A 17,830-nucleotide genomic window follows, 5' to 3' on the forward strand; every position below is an offset into this window, starting at 1 on the left:
ACCTAACAAAGTGCATATAATGAAAAGCCAGCAAAAAATGCTGGCTTAAAACCGTCAACTTATTTTAGGACGGGACACACTGCACTTACGCTATTAGTGATGAGATAGATTTCTCAGCATTCGACCACGCAGTAGCTGCTGCATCGGGCCCCATTGCGAGTCCTTCTGCATAAACAAAGTCAATATCCGTTAAACCTAAGAAACCCAATACGTCTTTTAAGTATTCAGTTTGGGTATCTTTAGGTGTGCCTGCATACATACCGCCTCGAGCCGCTAGCACATACACTTTTTTATTGCTCAGTAAACCTTGCGGACCCGTTTCAGTATAATTGAAGGTGATCCCAGCGCGGGCCACACGATCAATCCATGCTTTAAAGGTACTGGGTACGCCAAAGTTGTACATTGGCATGCCAATAACCACGGTATCAGCCTGTTGCAAATCAGCAATAAATAGTTCAGATAGTGAATTAAGTGCGACTTGCTCTTCGCTGCGACTGCTGACTTCGCTGCCCCATGCCAGCATTTCATTCATGGTTAAATGTGGCAATTCCATTTCAGCTAAATTTCGCTCTACGACATTCACTGCTGTGCTTGCCTGTAAACGCGCAAGCAATTTTTGACTTAAGATATTAGAATTACCTTTGTCGTGACTCAAACTGCTATTGATAACTAAAACATTTTTCATAACGTGCTCCTCGTGTTGATGGAGCCCAGTTTTAACTACAATTAGTCGAAAAAAAAGCGCATAAAATGCACTTTTTTGTTCGACTTTTTAGAACTAAATAGTTTAACTCAAGAATCCACCGTCAACCGTTACCGTAGTACCAGTGGTATAACTTGACGCATCTGAAACCAAGTAAAGCACCGCTGCGGCCATTTCGTCAGGTTGAGCAGTGCGTCCTAATGGTATTTGCAATAAGGCTGTTTTGAGGATCTTTTCGTTAGACGTGAGCGCCGAAGCGAACTTCGTTTCAGTTAAGCCTGGCAATAAGGCATTAACGCGAATATTTAAGGGGCCACATTCTTTCGCAAAGGCCTTAGTCATGCTGATCACCGCCGCTTTAGTAACTGAATAAATACCTTGCATCGGACCTGGAGAAATACCATTTACTGACGCGGTATTTAAAATCACGCCACCGCCCTGCTCTTTCATCATCTTCCCGGCTGCAATCGACATGAAGAAATAACCACGAATATTAACATCAACGGTTTTGTTATACGCCGCTAAGTCAGTATCAAGTATGTGACCAAAAAACGGATTAGCAGCAGCATTGTTGATTAAGATATCTAATCGACCATATTGCTGCTTAATGTTGTCAAAAATGGCATCAATCTGCGCCATTTCTCCCACATGGCAGGCCATCGCAACAGCGTCACCACCTTGTGCTCTAATCTTTGCCGCCACCTCTTCACATCCATCAATTTTGCGACTCGATACAATAACTCTGGCCCCATAAGCAGCCAATAAATGCGCGATTGACTCGCCAATTCCGCGGCTTGCACCAGTCACTAAGGCGACTCTTCCTGTTAAATCAAATAAATCTTTTTTCATTATTTTTCCTCGTTATTTGTTACCACGTTAATGCTGGTTATTAGGCTAACATGCCACCATCAAGCACCACAGATTGACCAGTCATGAAACTTGATTCATCACTGCACAGCCACGCAAGTGCGGCAGCAATCTCATGCACTTCGCCTAAGCGTTTCATGGGATTGGCTTTTATCATGGCATTGCGCACGCGCTCATCGACATGGGATAAAACGTTCTCCACCATCGGGGTACGAATAAAGCTTGGGCATACTGCGTTAACGCGGATATTGGCTTTGGCGTATTCAACCGCTGCTGATTTAGTCAGGCCCATCACCGCGTGTTTAGTGGCAGAATAAGCGGCAATAGTGGGTGCAGAATGCAAACCCGCCACAGACGCGATATTAATCACGTGGCCGCCACCGTTTTCAAGCATCTGAATTATCTCTTGCTTCATGCAGTACCACACGCCAGCAAGATTAACCGCGACATTTTTATGAAAAACGGCATCGTCAACCAAGTGCATGGGTGTGGGTGTGTGATCGATACCCGCGTTATTAATCGCAACGTTTACGGGTCCATAAATTGCCTTAGCGTGGCTAAATAAAGCGGCGACAGAATCCACGTCGCTCACGTCAGCAGCAATGAAAGTGGCGGTGCCTCCCGCATCACAAATTTGTTTAACTACGGCTTCACCTTGCTGTGTATTGCGATCACTCACCACTACCTTAGCGCCACGACTTGCCACTAAAATTGCCGTCGCAGCGCCAATTCCCGACGCTCCACCGGTGATCAAAATATGTTTGTTCTCTACATTTTTTATTGCTGTCATTCTGCCTCTACCTTAAGCACTAATTTACCTGTATTTTCGCCTTTAAATAGCATCAGTAAGGTTTCAGGAAAGTGTTCGATACCTGTCACTACATGCTCTTTTGCTTTTAATTTACCTTGCGCTATCCAACCAGCCATTTCAGTCGCCGCTGCCGCGTAATTGGCGATGTTATCAAAGACAACAATGCCTTCCATACGCGCACGGTTGACTAACAAACTAAGGTAGTTTGACGGCCCTTTTACTGGCGTTGTATTGTTGTATTGACTAATAGCACCGCAGATAACGATCCGCGCTTTCATGCGAATTTGCGTCAGCACATCATCAAGAATGTCGCCACCGACGTTATCAAAAAATACGTCAACGCCCTTTGGACAAAGACGCTTCAATGCGTTTTTAACGTTCTCATTTTTATAATCAATCGCGCCATCAAAACCCAGCTCATCAACTACGTATCGGCATTTATCAGCACCGCCCGCGATACCCACAACCTTACACCCCTTTATCTTGGCAATTTGGCCCACTACGGTGCCTACAGCACCTGCTGCACCTGACACTACTACCGTTTCACCTGCCTTGGGTAAACCGGTTTCATGTAAACCAAAATAGGCTGTCATACCTGGCATACCCAACACACCCAAGTAGCGTTCTAAGGGCGCAATAGTGGGGTCAATTTTATGCAAACCCGCCGTACTAACGGCTGCATATTGCTGAACACCGCAATGGCCGTAAACATAATCTCCAATCGCGAACTTACTATCTTTTGACGCAACAACTTGCCCTACCGTACTCGCACGCATAACCGCACCAATTTGTACCGGTTCAATGTATGATTTACCTTCATTCATCCATCCGCGCATCGCGGGGTCAAGTGACACATAGATAATCTTGATCAGGACCTGCTCATCTTTGAGTTCAGGAATCTCTGTCTCAACAAAATCCCAATTATCACGATTTGGCGCGCCGATTGGGCGAGATTTAAGTAAAAATTGTTTATTTTTCATTTTGCATCCTGTTCGCTGTTGTCGGAGATTAAAACCACGCTTCTTGCATGGCTGAACAGCTATCGTCTAATTCACTTAACAAGCGAAGATCGCGAGCGATAGTGGGTAATTCCCAATGAATAAAATATTTTGCTGCTTGTAATTTCCCGAGATAAAAAGCGTTGTCTTCTTCGTTCTGATTGTCTGAAGCTAAGGCTTTTTCAGCCACATTGGCTTGACGGATCCACATCCAACTCACCACTATTTGCCCAAACACTGTTAAAAAACAACTCGCATTCGCCAGTAATACAGCTTGTTTATCTGAGGCAAGTCCTTGCGCTAAACTGGGTATTAATTCGCTCATTTGTTGTAAATAGGGATTTAACTGTGCGATCAATTTCTGACAATCATCACCCTTCATGTGACTAAAGTCACTTTGCATAATAGTTTGTAATTGTTTTAAACCCGCTCCATTGGCTTGCCATAATTTTCGAGTTAGCAGATCCAAAGCTTGTATACCGTTGGTGCCCTCATGAATAGGGTTTAAGCGGTTGTCACGCCAACACTGTTCAACGGGATACTCGCGTGTATAACCTGCGCCGCCTAGTACTTGAATCGCTAAGTCGTTAGCCTTGGGACCATATTCTGATGGCCATGCTTTAACAACTGGCGTTAGTAAATCCAATAACTCAGCCGCGTCTGCGCGAACAATTTCATCTTCGTGGGTGTGAATATCGTCAACCAAGCGAGCCGCATAAAAACACAGTGCCATACCACCTTCTACATAGGATTTTTGCGCAAGTAACATGCGCTTCACATCACCATGTTGAATTATTGTCGCTGGTTTATCACTGGGTTTATTATTGGGTGCGACGCGTCCTTGCGTGCGCTCTTTGGCATAGGCCAAGGAATATTGATAGCCGCGATAGCCAATCATAGCTGCACCAAATCCCACCCCAAGACGGGCTTCATTCATCATTAAAAACATGTATCGCAAGCCTTGGTGCTCTTCGCCTACCAAGTATCCATGGCAGTCGTCTTTTTCACCAAAACTCAATACCGTAGAGGTGGTACCTCGGTAACCCAACTTGTGGATTAATCCCGCCAGCGCTACGTCATTGCTATGGTCCACTTCGCCCTGCTCATTTAAGCGGTATTTGGGCACCACAAACAACGAGATACCCTTCACCCCAGCCGGTGCACCTTGTATTTTTGCAAGCACTAAATGCACAATATTTTTTGATAATTCATGGTCGCCAGCTGAAATGTACATTTTATTGCCTTTGATGCGATACTGGCCGTTATCTGTTTTGTAAGCGGTGGTATGAATGTCAGCTAATGATGAACCAGCATGCGGCTCCGTTAATGCCATCGTGCCGGTAAATTCACCGCTTAACATACGCGGCATAAAACGAGTTTTAATGTCTTCTGAGGCAAAGTTTCGAATCACGTTTGCTGCTGCAATAGTTAAAAACGGGTAGCTAGTAGAAGAAGGGTTTGCTGCTGAAAAATAGCCCGCACAAGCGGTCATAATGGTTTCAGGAAGCTGCATACCGCCTTCGTCAAAATCATAGCGTGCAGCCATTAAGCCTGCTTGAGCATAAGCGTCAAACGCCGCTTGGACCTCTTCGATCATAGTGACTTTTGTACCATCAAAAGTAGGTTCGTTAGCATCAGCTTTAGCATTATGCGGGGCAAACTTTTCAGTGGCGATTTTATTGGCAGTGTCTAGCACAGCATCAAAGGTTTCTTTGTTATGTTCCCTGAAGCGTTCTCGCTGACAAAGATTTTCAGTGTCTAATAATTCGTAGAGTTGGAAATGCAGTTCTTTTTCTTTAATTAGCTCAGTATTCATATTGGTTAGCCGTCACATCTTCGATTGAATAAACATGGCTTAGCTTGACAAAATTTAATAGAGACAATAATTGTCATTTATGACATATTAATGGTCATTTTAGCCACACATAACGGGCTGTTATTGGCGGCTAAAAATTTTGTTTATAACGGGGATGAAATTTTGTTTAAAGTAACAATTTTGGGGTTTAATCAAGCCTATGCGAGTGCCATTACCGGTGCATTAGACTTGTTTGCCTTAGCTGGTGTCACTTGGCAAAGAATGCAAGGGCTTCCGCCTACCCCATTTTTTGAAGTACAAATAGCCACCCTCGGCAAACAAGTGGTGCGCTGTATTAATCAACTTGAAATCAACAGTCATATCGCTATCGAAGAACTTAAAAAAACCGACTTGTTATTGATCCCCACTATTGGTGGGTCGTTGTTAAGTGTGCTGCAAGAGAATCGAAATTTACTACCGCACATAAAGCGACATTATGAACTAGGGGCAGATATTGCGAGCAATTGCAGTGGCGCCTTTTTGTTAGCAGAAGCAGGCTTACTTGATGGACGTGAAGCTACTACCCATTGGGGCTATGCTCAATTATTTAGAAGTCGCTATCCCAAAGTCCACTTAGCGGCAGAAAAACTGATCACAACCTCAGACAATATTTATTGCTCTGGTGGCGGTATGGCGTGGTTTGACTTGGCTCTGTTATTAATTGAGCGTTATTGTGGTCATGACGTTGCGACCACGACAGCTAAGGCCCATGTCATTGATTTATCTCGCGGTCAACAAGCCGCATATGCGTCTATACGTGCTAAAAAATACCATCAAGATCCCGAAGTATTACAAGTGCAAGAATGGTTAGAAGCGCACTTCAGCCAATCAGTGCAAATTAGTGATTTGGCCGATTTGGTCAACTTAACAAGTCGCACACTCAATCGGCGATTTAAACAAGCTACCGAGCAAAATCCACTTGAATATCTGCAAGGCTTGAGGGTAGAGGCAGCTAAAAAGTTACTTGAAAAGTCCCATGATAGTGCGCAGCGCATCGTCAGCCATGTGGGTTATGACGACCTTAGCTCATTTACTCGCTTATTTAAGAAACATACCGGACTCTCTCCGAGTCAGTACGCCAAAAAATTTAAACGTTAATTTCACCCTTTCTTCATATTTACTCACTAATTTAATCTCAGCATAGCGCATAGGCTTGCTCAGCCAATTTTGGCAAACATGCATAAAAATTGCTTTTTGTAATCCGTAGTCCACTTTTCGTTTTTTTAAATTCATCAAAAAGTGGTCACGAAGGGCTGTTCTAAACGCTAAATTTCAAGATTTTTTTGATAAATATTAATTACTTAAGAGCTTGAAGATACAGGCAACACGAGATAGGAAGGTTTGCACCAAAACAGACCATACCTTTTGTTTTCGACCTATTTTAGGGAAAGCCTAGCTGGCTGAATGTGAAAGTTTATTACAGATAGCTAGTCAAAAAATCATTTTTGATGTATATTTAACCAATTATTGTAATTTTATTACCAATCGGAGAGCTAATATGGCCTTTAAAAAGCAGTACTTAAAATCAAAAGCAGTATGTAAAGTGACTTTCAAAATTAGCAAAGACGAAGCTCGTGAAGCAGAATCAGTGCGTTTAGTCGGTGATTTTAATAATTGGGACACTGCTGCAGTGCCTATGAAAAAATTAAAAGACGGTAGTTTTACCGCAACAGTCGAATTAGAAAAAGATGCAAAATATCAGTTTAGATATTTGCTCAACGATCAAGAATGGGAAAACGATTGGAGTGCGGATGAATATCTCCCCTCACCCGTTTCTTTGGAAGAAAACTCAGTGGTTGCTGTTTAAACTCTGAAAGACCTAGCACTCAATAGCGAGTGCTAGGATTTTTTTTAAGCCCTGACTTATCTAAACACGCTACTCACCGCCGGAACTTGCTGGCCTTCAAAACTCACTTCATTTTGATTAAAATTTTGTAATAAGGTTTTTTCACCACGCCGACTCAAGCGTATACCATCGGCCAATTCTGTTGTGCCAATGGCAAGTTCTGCACACTGTTGTCTTATTACAGTCTTAATTAAGTTTTCAGACAAAGCACCAATCACCGTGACATTGTCTAATATCGTCACAGCGGCTAAGCCAGCCATTGGTCCATCACTGTATTTGAAAAGTGCTTTAGCCTTGCCAACTTCATAAGATTCGCACCACAAAGTTGCGGTAAAACTTACGTTAAAATCAGCATCACTTGCTTCTAAACTTTGACTTAAAGTGGGACGTAAGGAATCAAAGTTTGCCAGCTTTATCCCTACTAAATCAGCAATCGCCGAGAACTGACCGTTTTGCGGTACTAAACCCGATTCAGTGCGAAAAGCTGTACGAGGACCAAACAGTATCTTAGTGTCTTTTGCCGTCTCAACTAATAAACGTGCAACCTCGTCAGTAACCAAGGTTAATGCTGGAGCAATAACTAGGCTGTACGCATTATTCTCTAAATCAAGTGGACTGATAATATCCACATCCAATCCTAAACTCCTGGCGACTGAATAAAATTGATAAAATTGTGCCCAGTAACTTAAGTTCGCGTTATGTGGCTGCTGATCGTAAATCCACATACTTTCAAAATCATGTAAAAACGCGATTTTCGCTTTCACTGGGCTTAAGGGATACTGTGTTGGCTCAACATTTGCGACTTCCTGGTAACCACGATCAGCACGACCATCTTGTTGAAGTAAGCCAGAATGCATAATTTCTTGAGCCATGTGGGATGCACGCCAACGGAAATAGATCACACTTTGCGCCCCATGAGCCCACGCTTGCGCTGTCCATAATTGCACAGCACCTTGTGCTGGAAGAGGATTATATTGCGCCCAATTTGCATGACCACATTGTTGCTCCATCACCCAAAAGTCAGTGCCATTTTTTAAACCTCGGTAAATATCGTGATTTAAACTGACTAAATCAGGATGACCTGTACGAGCGTAGCGAGTCTTAACCTCTTCAGATTCCCATGTTGCAAAGTATTCCAACATGCCGATCGGGTAACTGTCCCACGCGACAAAATCTAAATTTTTTGAGGCCTTATATAAGTCAAATTCACTGGCAAAAATCACAAAATTATGGGTAATAAACCGCCCCGGCGATAGGTCTCGCAGTATATCAATTTGTAACTGCTGAAACGCAATGATCATATCTGAACAGTATCGTTTGAAGTCAAGCACTTGTGAGGGATTCGCTTGACGTACAGCACTCAGATTGGGTGAGCTGATTTGTGTCCAACTTGAATAAGTTTGACTCCAAAATACAGTACCCCAAGCCTCATTAAGGGCCTCTAAATTTGTATAGCGCGCTTTAAGCCATTGCTGAAAACCCGCCACACTAGAGGCTGAATATGATTGCGCTGTTCCTTCATGGCCAAGTTCGTTGTCAGTTTGCCAGCCTACAACAGCAGGATGGTTACCATAACGTTCGGCCATTGCGCGAACTATACGTTGGCACTCTTGGCGATATATGACACTGCCGTGGTCGTAGTGACGGCGTGAACCAAATTTTTTCACTTGGTTGTTTTCATCAACAGCCAATATTTCTGGGTGAGCTTCAATCAACCATGCTGGTGGTGTAGCTGTAGGCGTACCTAAGACAACATTGAGTCCGTGTTGTTGGTAAATGTCAATGGCATCGTCTAACCATTGCCAATCAAACTGCCCAGCATGAGGCTCAATTTTTTGCCAACTAAACTCGCCAATCCTAATAAAATTGAGGCCTAATGCCTGTTGTTGTTGAGCATGCAATTGCCATTGATCTGAGCCAACATGCTCTGGATAGTCACATACACCGAGGTTCAAACAAGGAATGGGGGCTTTGTTCATAATAAACTCAATAAGAAAAATAAAGGAGGCAATTACTGTCTAACGCAGACAGCAAGCGTTTAGTTGTTTTCAGTCAATTAATCGCAGACTTGATTTTAATTATATGATAAATAACACATAACAAAAAGCCACAAAAGAATCTTTTGTGGCCTTCAATGTTTACGCAAGTATTTTATCGTTAAAGAGCAGCTTCAAGCTCTGGTAGCACGGTGAACAAGTCGCCTACTAAACCATAATCTGCAACTTGAAAAATAGGCGCCTCTTCATCTTTGTTGATAGCGACAATTACTTTAGAGTCTTTCATTCCGGCTAAATGTTGAATGGCTCCGGAGATACCCACTGCAATATAAAGTTGAGGGGCGACGATTTTACCCGTTTGCCCTACTTGCATGTCATTGGGTACAAAACCAGCGTCGACGGCTGCACGTGATGCTCCCATGGCCGCGCCAAGTTTGTCTGCAATCCCTTCTAGCAATTTGAAGTTTTCTCCATTTTGCATACCACGACCACCGGAAATAATAACACTTGCAGCGGTTAGTTCAGGACGCTCAGACTTGGTTAATTCAGCGTTGACAAAGCTGGACTTGGTCGCTTCTTTTACCACTGAGCAGGTTTCGATGGGCGCTGAATTTCCGGTTGCTGAGGCATCAAACGCCGCAGTACGCACGGTTAATACTTTAATGGTATCAGACGATTGTACGGTCGCGAGTGCATTTCCTGCGTAAATAGGACGTAAGAATGTATCGCTGCTAATCACTTTAATGACATCGGATAACTGAGCAACATCTAATAACGCGGCAACTCGAGGTAGAAAGTTTTTACCTGTGGTGGTCGCTGGTGCCACGATATGTGAGTAGTCTTTGCCTAGTTCGGCCACTAATTCTGCGATATTTTCGGCCAGTTGATGTTGGTACTCTGCACTGTCTGCACACAATACTTTAGTCACACCAACCACATTGGAAGCTTGTTCAGCAACGCTTTGGCAATGGCTGCCTGCCACTAAGGCATGAACATCATTGTCAATCTGGCAGGCCGCGTTGATTAATTTAAGAGAGTCTGATTTCAGCTCTTGGTTGTCATGTTCTACGTAAACTAAAATAGCCATTAGATCACCTTCGCTTCGTTTTTCAATTTATCCACTAATTCTGCTACATCAGCGACTTTGATACCGCCTTTACGTTGCGCAGGGGCTTCGACTTTTAACACTTTCACGTTTGATACTAATGACACGCCAAAATCACTGGCGAGTTTGACCTCAAGGGGCTTTCTTTTCGCTTTCATGATATTGGGTAACGAGGCGTAGCGAGGCTCATTCAGACGTAAATCGGTTGTCACCACAGCAGGCAAGCTCAGCGCAACGGTTTGTAAACCACCATCGATCTCACGAGTAACTAAGACCTTTCCTTCTTCCATTTTTACTTCAGAGGCAAAAGTGCCTTGTGGCATGCCCGTCAATGCAGCAAGCATCTGACCTGTTTGGTTGTTGTCTGAGTCAATCGACTGTTTACCTAAAATCACCAGTTCGGGACTTTCTTGCTCAACAACTTTTTGCAGTAACTTGGCAATTTGTAATGAATCAAGTGATTCACTGGTATCGATTTGAATGCCACGGTCAGCGCCAAGGGCCAGCGCCGTTCTGATTTGCTCTTGGCACGCTTTATCACCAATCGATACAACAACGATTTCTGTGGCGATGCCTTTTTCTTTAAGGCGCACGGCTTCTTCAACTGCTATTTCACAAAATGGATTGAGTGACATTTTGGCGTTGGTCAAATCGACAGCTGAGTTGTCGGGTTTCACCCTAACTTTCACGTTGTAATCAATAGCACGCTTGATTGGCACTAGAATTTTCATTATTACCTCTGTCTATGGGTATCGATTGTATTAATAAGCATTATTAATGCTTAGATAAGTTGGCGTCAATTTACGTAATGTTAACGTAAACGTCAACTTACCATCGTTGTTACCATTTTTAACTGTAACTTCGTTTTGACAAATCTTAATGTCGAGTATGATAGGGATGTTAATGATTGAGAAATTGACGTCTTCAAGTCAACATATCATTAACAAATTATTATTAAACAACTGTTTTTAAATGCTTTTTTATTTTCAATCATTAGAAGTTAACAACAGTAGTGATTTACAAAAACATAATAAGCCTTAACGAACATATCGTGAAATTAGTTCAAAACTACGCCAAAATCAGTCTATGTGCTTAGATTTTAAGGCTAAGTTCAGTATTTTTTTGATGAATAGATAAATATAAAAGAGGAACACATGGTGGAACGAGAATCGATGGAGTTTGACGTAGTAATAGTCGGTGCGGGTCCAGCCGGTCTATCTACAGCATGTCATTTAATGCAATTAGCTAAAAAAGCTGACAAAGAGCTGATGGTTTGTGTGGTCGAAAAAGGTTCTGAAGTAGGTGCCCATATATTATCTGGTGCCGTTTTTGAAACAAAAGCCTTGGCTGAACTTTTTCCAGATTGGCAAGAGCGTGGCGCACCGCTTCACACCAAAGTCACAGAAGATCATATTTATCTGCTCAAAGATGATACTAAGGCGACAAAAATACCCAATATTGCTGTACCAAAAACCATGCATAATGAAGGAAATTATATTGTCAGTATGGGTAATGTTTGTCGTTGGTTAGCAAGCCAAGCAGAAGAACTTGGCGTTGAAATATTTCCTGGCTTTGCTGCCGCTGAGGTGCTGTACAATGAAGATGGCAGTGTGGGCGGAGTAATTACAGGCGACATGGGCCTTGACGCTGAAGGTCAACCTAAAGACTCCTTCATGCCGGGCATGGAACTGCGTGCAAAATACACCGTATTTGCTGAAGGTTGTCGCGGACATTTAGGCAAACAACTGATTAAACGATTTGATCTAGATAAAGATGTGTCACCCCAGCACTACGGTATTGGCTTTAAAGAAATTTGGGATATCGATCCTGGCAAACATCAAGAAGGCTTAGTGGTGCACAGCGCCGGTTGGCCGCTTTCAGATGCGACCGGCGGGGCCTACTTATATCATGCCGAGAATAATCAGGTTTTGGTTGGATTGATCATGGATTTAAATTACAGCAACCCAAATTTAAGTCCATTTGATGAGTTTCAGCGTCTCAAACACCACCCTATTTTTAAGCAGTATCTAGAAGGTGGTAAACGCGTATCCTATGGCGCTCGCGCTATTGCAAAAGGTGGTTTTAATTCCTTACCTAAAATGACCTTTGCCGGTGGTTTATTAGTGGGTTGTGACGCTGGCACCTTAAATTTTGCTAAAATTAAAGGCAATCACACCGCCATGAAATCAGGTTTATTAGCGGCTGAAACGCTATTTGAGACCTTGCAAGATGAGAACGAGCAAGGCGGGAAAGATCTAAACGCTTACACGGACAAATTCAAGGCGTCTTGGCTGTATAAAGAATTATTTAATTCTCGAAACTTTGGCCCAGCGATCCATAAATTAGGCACATTTTGGGGTGGCGCATTCAATACTATTGAACAAAATCTGTTTGGTGGAAATATGTTTATCACACTCAAAGATAATCATCATGACCACAATCAGTTAAAATTTGCCGAAGATTGTGTTAAACCCCGATATCCAAAACCAGATGGTGTACTCAGTTTTGATAAGCTCTCTTCAGTATTTTTATCCAATACTAATCACGAAGAAGAACAACCTTGTCATTTAAAATTACTAGACAAAACCATCCCTATTTTAATTAATTTACCGAAATATGATGAGCCAGCTCAGCGTTATTGCCCAGCTGGCGTTTATGAAATTATTGAAAACCCACACGGCGAAAAGGCTTTACAAATAAATGCGCAAAACTGCGTTCATTGCAAAACGTGTGATATTAAAGATCCGAATCAAAATATTAATTGGGTGGTACCAGAGGGAGCAGGAGGACCGAATTACCCTAATATGTAATTACCCGGAATTAAAGATGAAAAAAGCGAGAGTATTCTCGCTTTTTTATTGCGGTTTATATTATTTAACTATATTTTTGTAGCCTCTAATTTCTAACTTATAGAGGTTGTATGTTAAATTTTTTATCAATATTAACTCATGGAAGAAAATTACAAGGAGCAGTAAAAGATTTAAGTATCGAAGAGCTTGAATCAGTTGCCACTAAGCTCAATACGATTATTGACGCAAGAAAACGAAAAGAAGCACAATTACAGCAACAAGAAGCAGCAAAAAAAGAAAAATTAGCTGATATTCTTCAACAAATGCAGGATGCAGGTCTTGATGTAGCTGATTTACATCAAGTAAGTCAAAAGCCAGCGCCTAAGCCGCAAAAGAAACGCCCAGTAAAGTATCAAATCAGTGATGATAATGGTGAAATTCACCAATGGACCGGTATTGGAAGAATGCCGAAGGTGTACGCGAAAGCCATTGCCAGCGGTAAAAAATTAGAAGACTTTTTGATTTAATTTTTTACTCTGATTATGTGATTTTTTCAGTATTTGTTAGCTAAGGTTATTATTGTTTTGTCGAAAATTCATTATCAAACGTATCTTTGTGAAAAAGAACGTCCTTGGGTTCTACTGATTCACGGATTGTTTGGCAGTTTAGATAATTTATCTGCTTTAAGACGTGGATTAAATGAAAATTATAATATCTTAAGTGTTGATTTACCCGATCATGGTAAATCAACCAGAACCAACAAATTTAGTTTTGATTTGTATGCCACCCTTATTATTGAATTGTTAGCTGAGTTAACTATTCAAAAAGTGAATATTATTGGGCATTCTTTAGGTGGCAAAGTTTCCATGAACATTGCTCTTAAGAGGCCCGAACTGGTGCAGCGTTTAGTGATTATAGATATTGCACCGGTGGCCTATTCACGCAGCCATGATTCTGTATTTTTAGGGCTTGATAGTATCCCTCTTGCCACAATGACTAATCGCAACATGGCAGATGATTTTTTAAAGCAACATGTCCATGAACTATCAACCAGACAGTTTTTATTAAAAAGTCTTTATCAAGATGAAGATGGTTGGCATTGGTATTTTAATTTAGCATTACTGAAAAGAGACTACTTAGATATCCTGGCAGAAATTAAGGCTGACACTGTTTATAACGGCCCTACTCTGTTTATAAAAGGTGAATTGTCCGATTATCTCTTACCAGCGCATCGAGATAAAATCGTCTCACTGTTTCCAAACAGCCAATCCAAATTAATAGGAGGTACGGGACATTGGTTGCATGCGGAGAAACCCGCTATTTGTCTTAAAACCATTGAACTTTTTTTTACTAAAACCGCATCATCGACATCGGGCCTAAATGCTTGAATTTGGCACTCACCTTTTCAGTCGCTTGATTAGGCTTTGAATTGTAGGCAAAAAAAACGTTCTGACTGATTGCGACAGACACCAACAAGCGCTTTGTGATCATATGGTCTTTTCAGTATGTTTATGCGTACCACTGAGCTGATATCTCCGGTTAAAAATCTGTTTTTTGGGGAAGATTATCAATCTAAACACATAACTCCGCATAGTAAGTGTAACCTTGGTTAATTTGACTTTAATACCTCGGACTAATTTTAAAGCGATTAAGCTTATGCTAGTATGCGACCGATTTTAAATGAGGTAGTACAAGCAACAGATGCTAAACAAATATTATGAACAAATTGAAGCGATTGGATTAAATCTTACACTCCTTGGTTTGTTTTTATTGATGGGCTATGTTGTTCACGATCTGTTGAAAAAAAATGATGTGCCCACAATAGGCAAGGTAGTTGTTTATTTCGTCCTTTTTCTGGGCGCCGCTGGTTTTGTATTCAAAGGCATTATGCAATATGTCATTGAACATTAAGAACAAGCCGTAAATTCAAATCAACAAAATTAGACAATAGAGGTAAGGTATATAATGGCAAGTGTGGGGCTATTTTTCGGCAGCGACACAGGCAATACAGAACATATTGCTAAAATGATTCAAAAAGAATTGGGTAAAAGCCTAATCGATGTGCATGACATAGCCAAAAGCAGTAAAGAAGATATTGCTAAATTTGATTTGTTATTGTTTGGTATTCCTACTTGGTATTACGGTGAAGCTCAATGCGATTGGGACGACTTTTTCCCTGAACTCGAACAAATTGATTTCAATGACAAGTTAGTGGCTATTTTCGGCTGTGGTGATCAGGAAGACTATGCTGAATATTTTCTTGATGCTATGGGCATGGTCAGAGATATCGTTGAATCTAAAGGCGCTATCATTATCGGCAACTGGTCTACTGAAGGTTATGATTTTGAAGCCTCAAAAGGCATGGCCGATGAAAACCATTTTGTTGGTTTAGGCATTGATGAAGACCGTCAACCAGAGCTTACCGAACAGCGCGTTAAAGCTTGGTGTAAACAAATTCATGAAGAGATGTGTTTAGCTGAATTGGGCTAAATAGCTGTAACTACATCTTTGGGATTAATAAAAAAGGAGCATGTGCTCCTTTTTTGATCCTGCTAATAAAGTGCTGCTTAGTTCGATACGGTGTGGTTCACACACACAACTTTGCTCAGCAGTATTAAAGCGTAAACTTTGCTACCACGTTTTTTAATTCCTCAGACAAACTATCCATTTTACCTATGGCTTGATTTGCTTCTGCTGTGCTAACAGCACTTTGCTCGGCAATTTCAACAATGGATTGCAGGTATTTGTCATTGAATTGCGTAATGTATCTTGGCTTTGTGTGTCTTGTGAGATGGCTTTATTGATTGCCGACAGTTGTTCAATACTCAACTGTTGGCCGCGGCTACTGTACATGTTCTGAGCAAAATCTAAGTAGGCATACGCCCTCATTTTACCTTGTAATTAGCTGGTATCATTTGCAGGCATATTTGCTGACAAAGCATCAAATTGTTGTTTAGTTAGCTGTACTAGCAAACTAAAATTTTTTTTGTTGTTAGTTTAGGTGGCTAAGTCTTGTAAGAAAAAGCCTGTTGTTGACTCTTTTGACAGTGATTACAGAGCAGATTGTACTTGTAACATTTTGGCCTGAATGGTCATTTTTTCTTCAACCACATTGTGAGCAGAGTAAATAATTTCATTTAAACCCAAATATGACACTACATTACTGACCAATAACATGGCTGAAATAATGGCAAACCCTAATATAATCTTATGTAACACTGACAAATTCATCTAATAAAACCTATCAAAAAGCCATTTCGCTAAGCGATACCTTACTCAATTCTTATCGGCAATAATTTAAACTTATCCAGAAAAAATAGCATCTTACATACTTTCTTAACACTAATTGAATAGTCTTGCTCACTCTATAAAAATAGTGAAGCTCAACACATATTTAACTATTTACCTACTCACCTGGTTTTATTAAACACTTAGCCACTAAATAATGGTCTTGGCACTTTCAAATCGTGTTGAGTACCTTATAATGGAGCCACAACTTATTTATTAGTAAGCTAATGGAACAAAATAAAGAATTGAAAAAAGCGGGTTTAAAAATCACTCTGCCCCGCTTAAAAATACTCGAGATTTTACAAGAGCCCGCTAACCAGCACATTAGTGCCGAAGATGTCTATAAACTACTTATTGAACACGGCGAAGAAATTGGCTTAGCAACGGTTTACCGCGTATTAAACCAATTTGATGACGCTGGTATTTTAAATCGTCATCATTTTGAAGGTGGCAAGTCTGTTTTTGAGATCAGTCATAAGAAACATCATGATCATTTAGTGTGTTTGAAATGTGGAAAAGTTATTGAGTTTGAAGATGACGTCATAGAAAAACGTCAAGATGAAGTGGCTAAACGTCACAATATCAAGTTAACTCACCACAGCCTATACTTGTACGGTGAGTGCGAAACAGATTGTAGTGAAGACTAGCCAAAAGTTTGCTAGCGCGTTGCACGACGCGCTATAGCAGCGCTTTGAGCTCAATATTAAGGGTTTTGCCCTGCCCACTAAAACAAGTCATGTAAACATCGTTGATGGCAATTACGCCGCAGAATTTTCAATAATCGATACGCAAGATTCGCTTTACTGCATCCTACGAGGTTTTAGGTGACCAGCGGTTAGCGGCTTGTTGGTCGGTTTGTTTTGCTTCAACCCAAAAATCCCCTGATTCACTCAATTCTTTTTTCCAAAAAGGCGCGTTTACTTTTAAATAATCCATCATAAACTCTGCGCTTTGAAATGCGGCTTGGCGGTGCTGGCTTGTCACGCCCACCATGACAATTTGCTCGTTCACCGCCAACTTACCCACCCGATGGATAAGGGTAACACTACCCAATGACCACTTTTCTTTGGCTTGTCGTACAATGTCAGCTAAAGCGATTTGAGTCATCGCTGGATAATGCTCTAAAAATAAACCATTGAGTAGCTGGTTTGCGTTAAAGTCTCTGACCAAGCCCACAAAAAAAACCACGGCACCGTTGTTGGCACTTAAGTGCTGTAAACGCTGATACTCAAGCGCTACATCGAAGTCCCCTTCTTGCACGCTAATGCGGTCTTCATTATGTAAATTTAGATTAGCGCTCATCACTAACCTCCCGTTACTGGCGGGAAGATAGCCACTTCATCATGACCATTAATTGGAGTATCGAGATTGGCCATAGTTTGATTCACTGCAATTAAACAGCTATGCGTCGTGATCAATTCACGCCACTGTTCGCCCTTTGAAGCAAGATATTCACACAAGGCCTTTACCGTTAAGGGGGTCGGTAACTGCGCTATATCAAGGCTCAACTGGTCGGTAGCTAAGCGCTCGCGTATTTGACCAAAAAATACAACCTTTAACATAGGGACTTC

At 41.5% G+C, this 17,830-nt stretch carries 19 protein-coding genes; 8 read left to right on the top strand and 11 right to left on the bottom strand.

Going from position 1 to position 17,830, the window contains the following annotated elements:
* Nucleotides 1-85: 85 nt before the first annotated feature.
* The 5 genes from ACEN2L_RS13800 to ACEN2L_RS13820 all read right to left on the bottom strand — a co-directional run bounded on the left by ACEN2L_RS13800 (nt 86) and on the right by ACEN2L_RS13820 (nt 5,195).
* Complete coding sequence (locus tag ACEN2L_RS13800; protein ID WP_441744495.1) at nt 86-685, bottom strand: FMN-dependent NADH-azoreductase; 600 nt, start codon at nt 683-685, stop codon at nt 86-88.
* A 102-nt stretch (nt 686-787) separates the two neighbouring features.
* Nucleotides 788-1,552: an SDR family oxidoreductase gene (locus ACEN2L_RS13805; RefSeq protein ID WP_306020485.1), complete on the bottom strand. Its 765-nt coding sequence runs from the start codon at nt 1,550-1,552 to the stop codon at nt 788-790.
* A gap of 40 nt (nt 1,553-1,592) precedes the next feature.
* Nucleotides 1,593-2,360: an SDR family NAD(P)-dependent oxidoreductase gene (locus ACEN2L_RS13810; RefSeq protein WP_441744497.1), complete on the bottom strand. Its 768-nt coding sequence runs from the start codon at nt 2,358-2,360 to the stop codon at nt 1,593-1,595.
* A complete protein-coding gene (locus ACEN2L_RS13815; RefSeq protein WP_441744499.1) occupies nt 2,357-3,361 on the bottom strand; it encodes an NADP-dependent oxidoreductase in 1,005 nt (334 codons plus the stop codon). The genes ACEN2L_RS13810 and ACEN2L_RS13815 overlap by 4 nt, the downstream gene beginning before the upstream one ends.
* A gap of 28 nt (nt 3,362-3,389) precedes the next feature.
* Complete coding sequence (locus ACEN2L_RS13820) at nt 3,390-5,195, bottom strand: acyl-CoA dehydrogenase (protein ID WP_441744501.1); 1,806 nt, start codon at nt 5,193-5,195, stop codon at nt 3,390-3,392.
* 90 nt (nt 5,196-5,285) lie between these two features.
* On the opposite strand from ACEN2L_RS13820, the gene ACEN2L_RS13825 reads away from it, so the two are divergent.
* Nucleotides 5,286-6,332 (top strand): GlxA family transcriptional regulator, encoded by a 1,047-nt coding sequence (locus tag ACEN2L_RS13825; RefSeq protein WP_441744503.1) that lies wholly within the window; start codon nt 5,286-5,288, stop codon nt 6,330-6,332.
* A gap of 400 nt (nt 6,333-6,732) precedes the next feature.
* Entirely contained in the window at nt 6,733-7,041 is a 309-nt protein-coding gene (locus ACEN2L_RS13830; RefSeq protein WP_441744505.1) for an isoamylase early set domain-containing protein, read from the top strand.
* Between the two features lie 56 nt (nt 7,042-7,097).
* Here the strand turns inward: ACEN2L_RS13830 and ACEN2L_RS13835 are convergent, their stop codons facing one another.
* From ACEN2L_RS13835 to ACEN2L_RS13845, 3 genes are all read right to left on the bottom strand, one after another.
* Nucleotides 7,098-9,059, bottom strand: coding sequence for a beta-galactosidase (locus tag ACEN2L_RS13835; RefSeq protein ID WP_441744507.1), 1,962 nt, complete (start codon nt 9,057-9,059; stop codon nt 7,098-7,100).
* Nucleotides 9,060-9,237: 178 nt separating this feature from the next.
* On the bottom strand, nt 9,238-10,164 hold the full coding sequence (locus tag ACEN2L_RS13840; RefSeq protein ID WP_306020476.1) for an electron transfer flavoprotein subunit alpha/FixB family protein: 927 nt from the start codon (nt 10,162-10,164) through the stop codon (nt 9,238-9,240).
* On the bottom strand, nt 10,164-10,913 hold the full coding sequence (locus tag ACEN2L_RS13845) for an electron transfer flavoprotein subunit beta/FixA family protein (protein ID WP_441744509.1): 750 nt from the start codon (nt 10,911-10,913) through the stop codon (nt 10,164-10,166). The genes ACEN2L_RS13840 and ACEN2L_RS13845 overlap by 1 nt, the downstream gene beginning before the upstream one ends.
* 423 nt (nt 10,914-11,336) lie before the next feature.
* Between ACEN2L_RS13845 and ACEN2L_RS13850 the strand changes: the two genes are divergently transcribed.
* From ACEN2L_RS13850 to fldA, 5 genes are all read left to right on the top strand, one after another.
* Nucleotides 11,337-12,992, top strand: a complete 1,656-nt coding sequence (locus tag ACEN2L_RS13850) for an electron transfer flavoprotein-ubiquinone oxidoreductase (protein ID WP_441744511.1) — start codon at nt 11,337-11,339, stop codon at nt 12,990-12,992.
* 110 nt (nt 12,993-13,102) lie between these two features.
* The gene (locus ACEN2L_RS13855) at nt 13,103-13,498 is read left to right on the top strand and encodes an H-NS family histone-like protein (protein WP_441744513.1); all 396 of its coding nucleotides are present in this window, start codon (nt 13,103-13,105) and stop codon (nt 13,496-13,498) included.
* A 33-nt stretch (nt 13,499-13,531) separates the two neighbouring features.
* Nucleotides 13,532-14,359, top strand: a complete 828-nt coding sequence (locus ACEN2L_RS13860) for an alpha/beta fold hydrolase (protein WP_441744515.1) — start codon at nt 13,532-13,534, stop codon at nt 14,357-14,359.
* A 313-nt stretch (nt 14,360-14,672) separates the two neighbouring features.
* The gene (locus ACEN2L_RS13865; RefSeq protein WP_306020470.1) at nt 14,673-14,882 is read left to right on the top strand and encodes a DUF2788 domain-containing protein; all 210 of its coding nucleotides are present in this window, start codon (nt 14,673-14,675) and stop codon (nt 14,880-14,882) included.
* Between the two features lie 54 nt (nt 14,883-14,936).
* Nucleotides 14,937-15,461, top strand: a complete 525-nt coding sequence (gene fldA / locus ACEN2L_RS13870) for a flavodoxin FldA (protein WP_306020469.1) — start codon at nt 14,937-14,939, stop codon at nt 15,459-15,461.
* A 561-nt stretch (nt 15,462-16,022) separates the two neighbouring features.
* On the opposite strand, the gene ACEN2L_RS13875 is transcribed toward fldA, so the two are convergent.
* Nucleotides 16,023-16,202, bottom strand: coding sequence for a hypothetical protein (locus ACEN2L_RS13875; RefSeq protein WP_441744517.1), 180 nt, complete (start codon nt 16,200-16,202; stop codon nt 16,023-16,025).
* A gap of 284 nt (nt 16,203-16,486) precedes the next feature.
* Here ACEN2L_RS13875 and fur point away from each other — a divergent pair, with 284 nt between their 5' ends.
* The gene (gene fur / locus ACEN2L_RS13880; RefSeq protein WP_306020467.1) at nt 16,487-16,906 is read left to right on the top strand and encodes a ferric iron uptake transcriptional regulator; all 420 of its coding nucleotides are present in this window, start codon (nt 16,487-16,489) and stop codon (nt 16,904-16,906) included.
* 163 nt (nt 16,907-17,069) lie between these two features.
* Here fur and moaE read toward each other — a convergent pair whose 3' ends face one another.
* Nucleotides 17,070-17,561, bottom strand: a complete 492-nt coding sequence (moaE, locus tag ACEN2L_RS13885) for a molybdopterin synthase catalytic subunit MoaE (protein ID WP_441744519.1) — start codon at nt 17,559-17,561, stop codon at nt 17,070-17,072.
* A 2-nt stretch (nt 17,562-17,563) separates the two neighbouring features.
* Nucleotides 17,564-17,821 (bottom strand): MoaD/ThiS family protein, encoded by a 258-nt coding sequence (locus ACEN2L_RS13890; RefSeq protein WP_441744521.1) that lies wholly within the window; start codon nt 17,819-17,821, stop codon nt 17,564-17,566.
* Nucleotides 17,822-17,830 lie beyond the last annotated feature (9 nt).

The organism is Flavobacterium sp. W21_SRS_FM6 (genome assembly GCF_052119645.1).
In the GTDB taxonomy this organism is placed as follows: domain Bacteria; phylum Pseudomonadota; class Gammaproteobacteria; order Enterobacterales; family Alteromonadaceae; genus Paraglaciecola.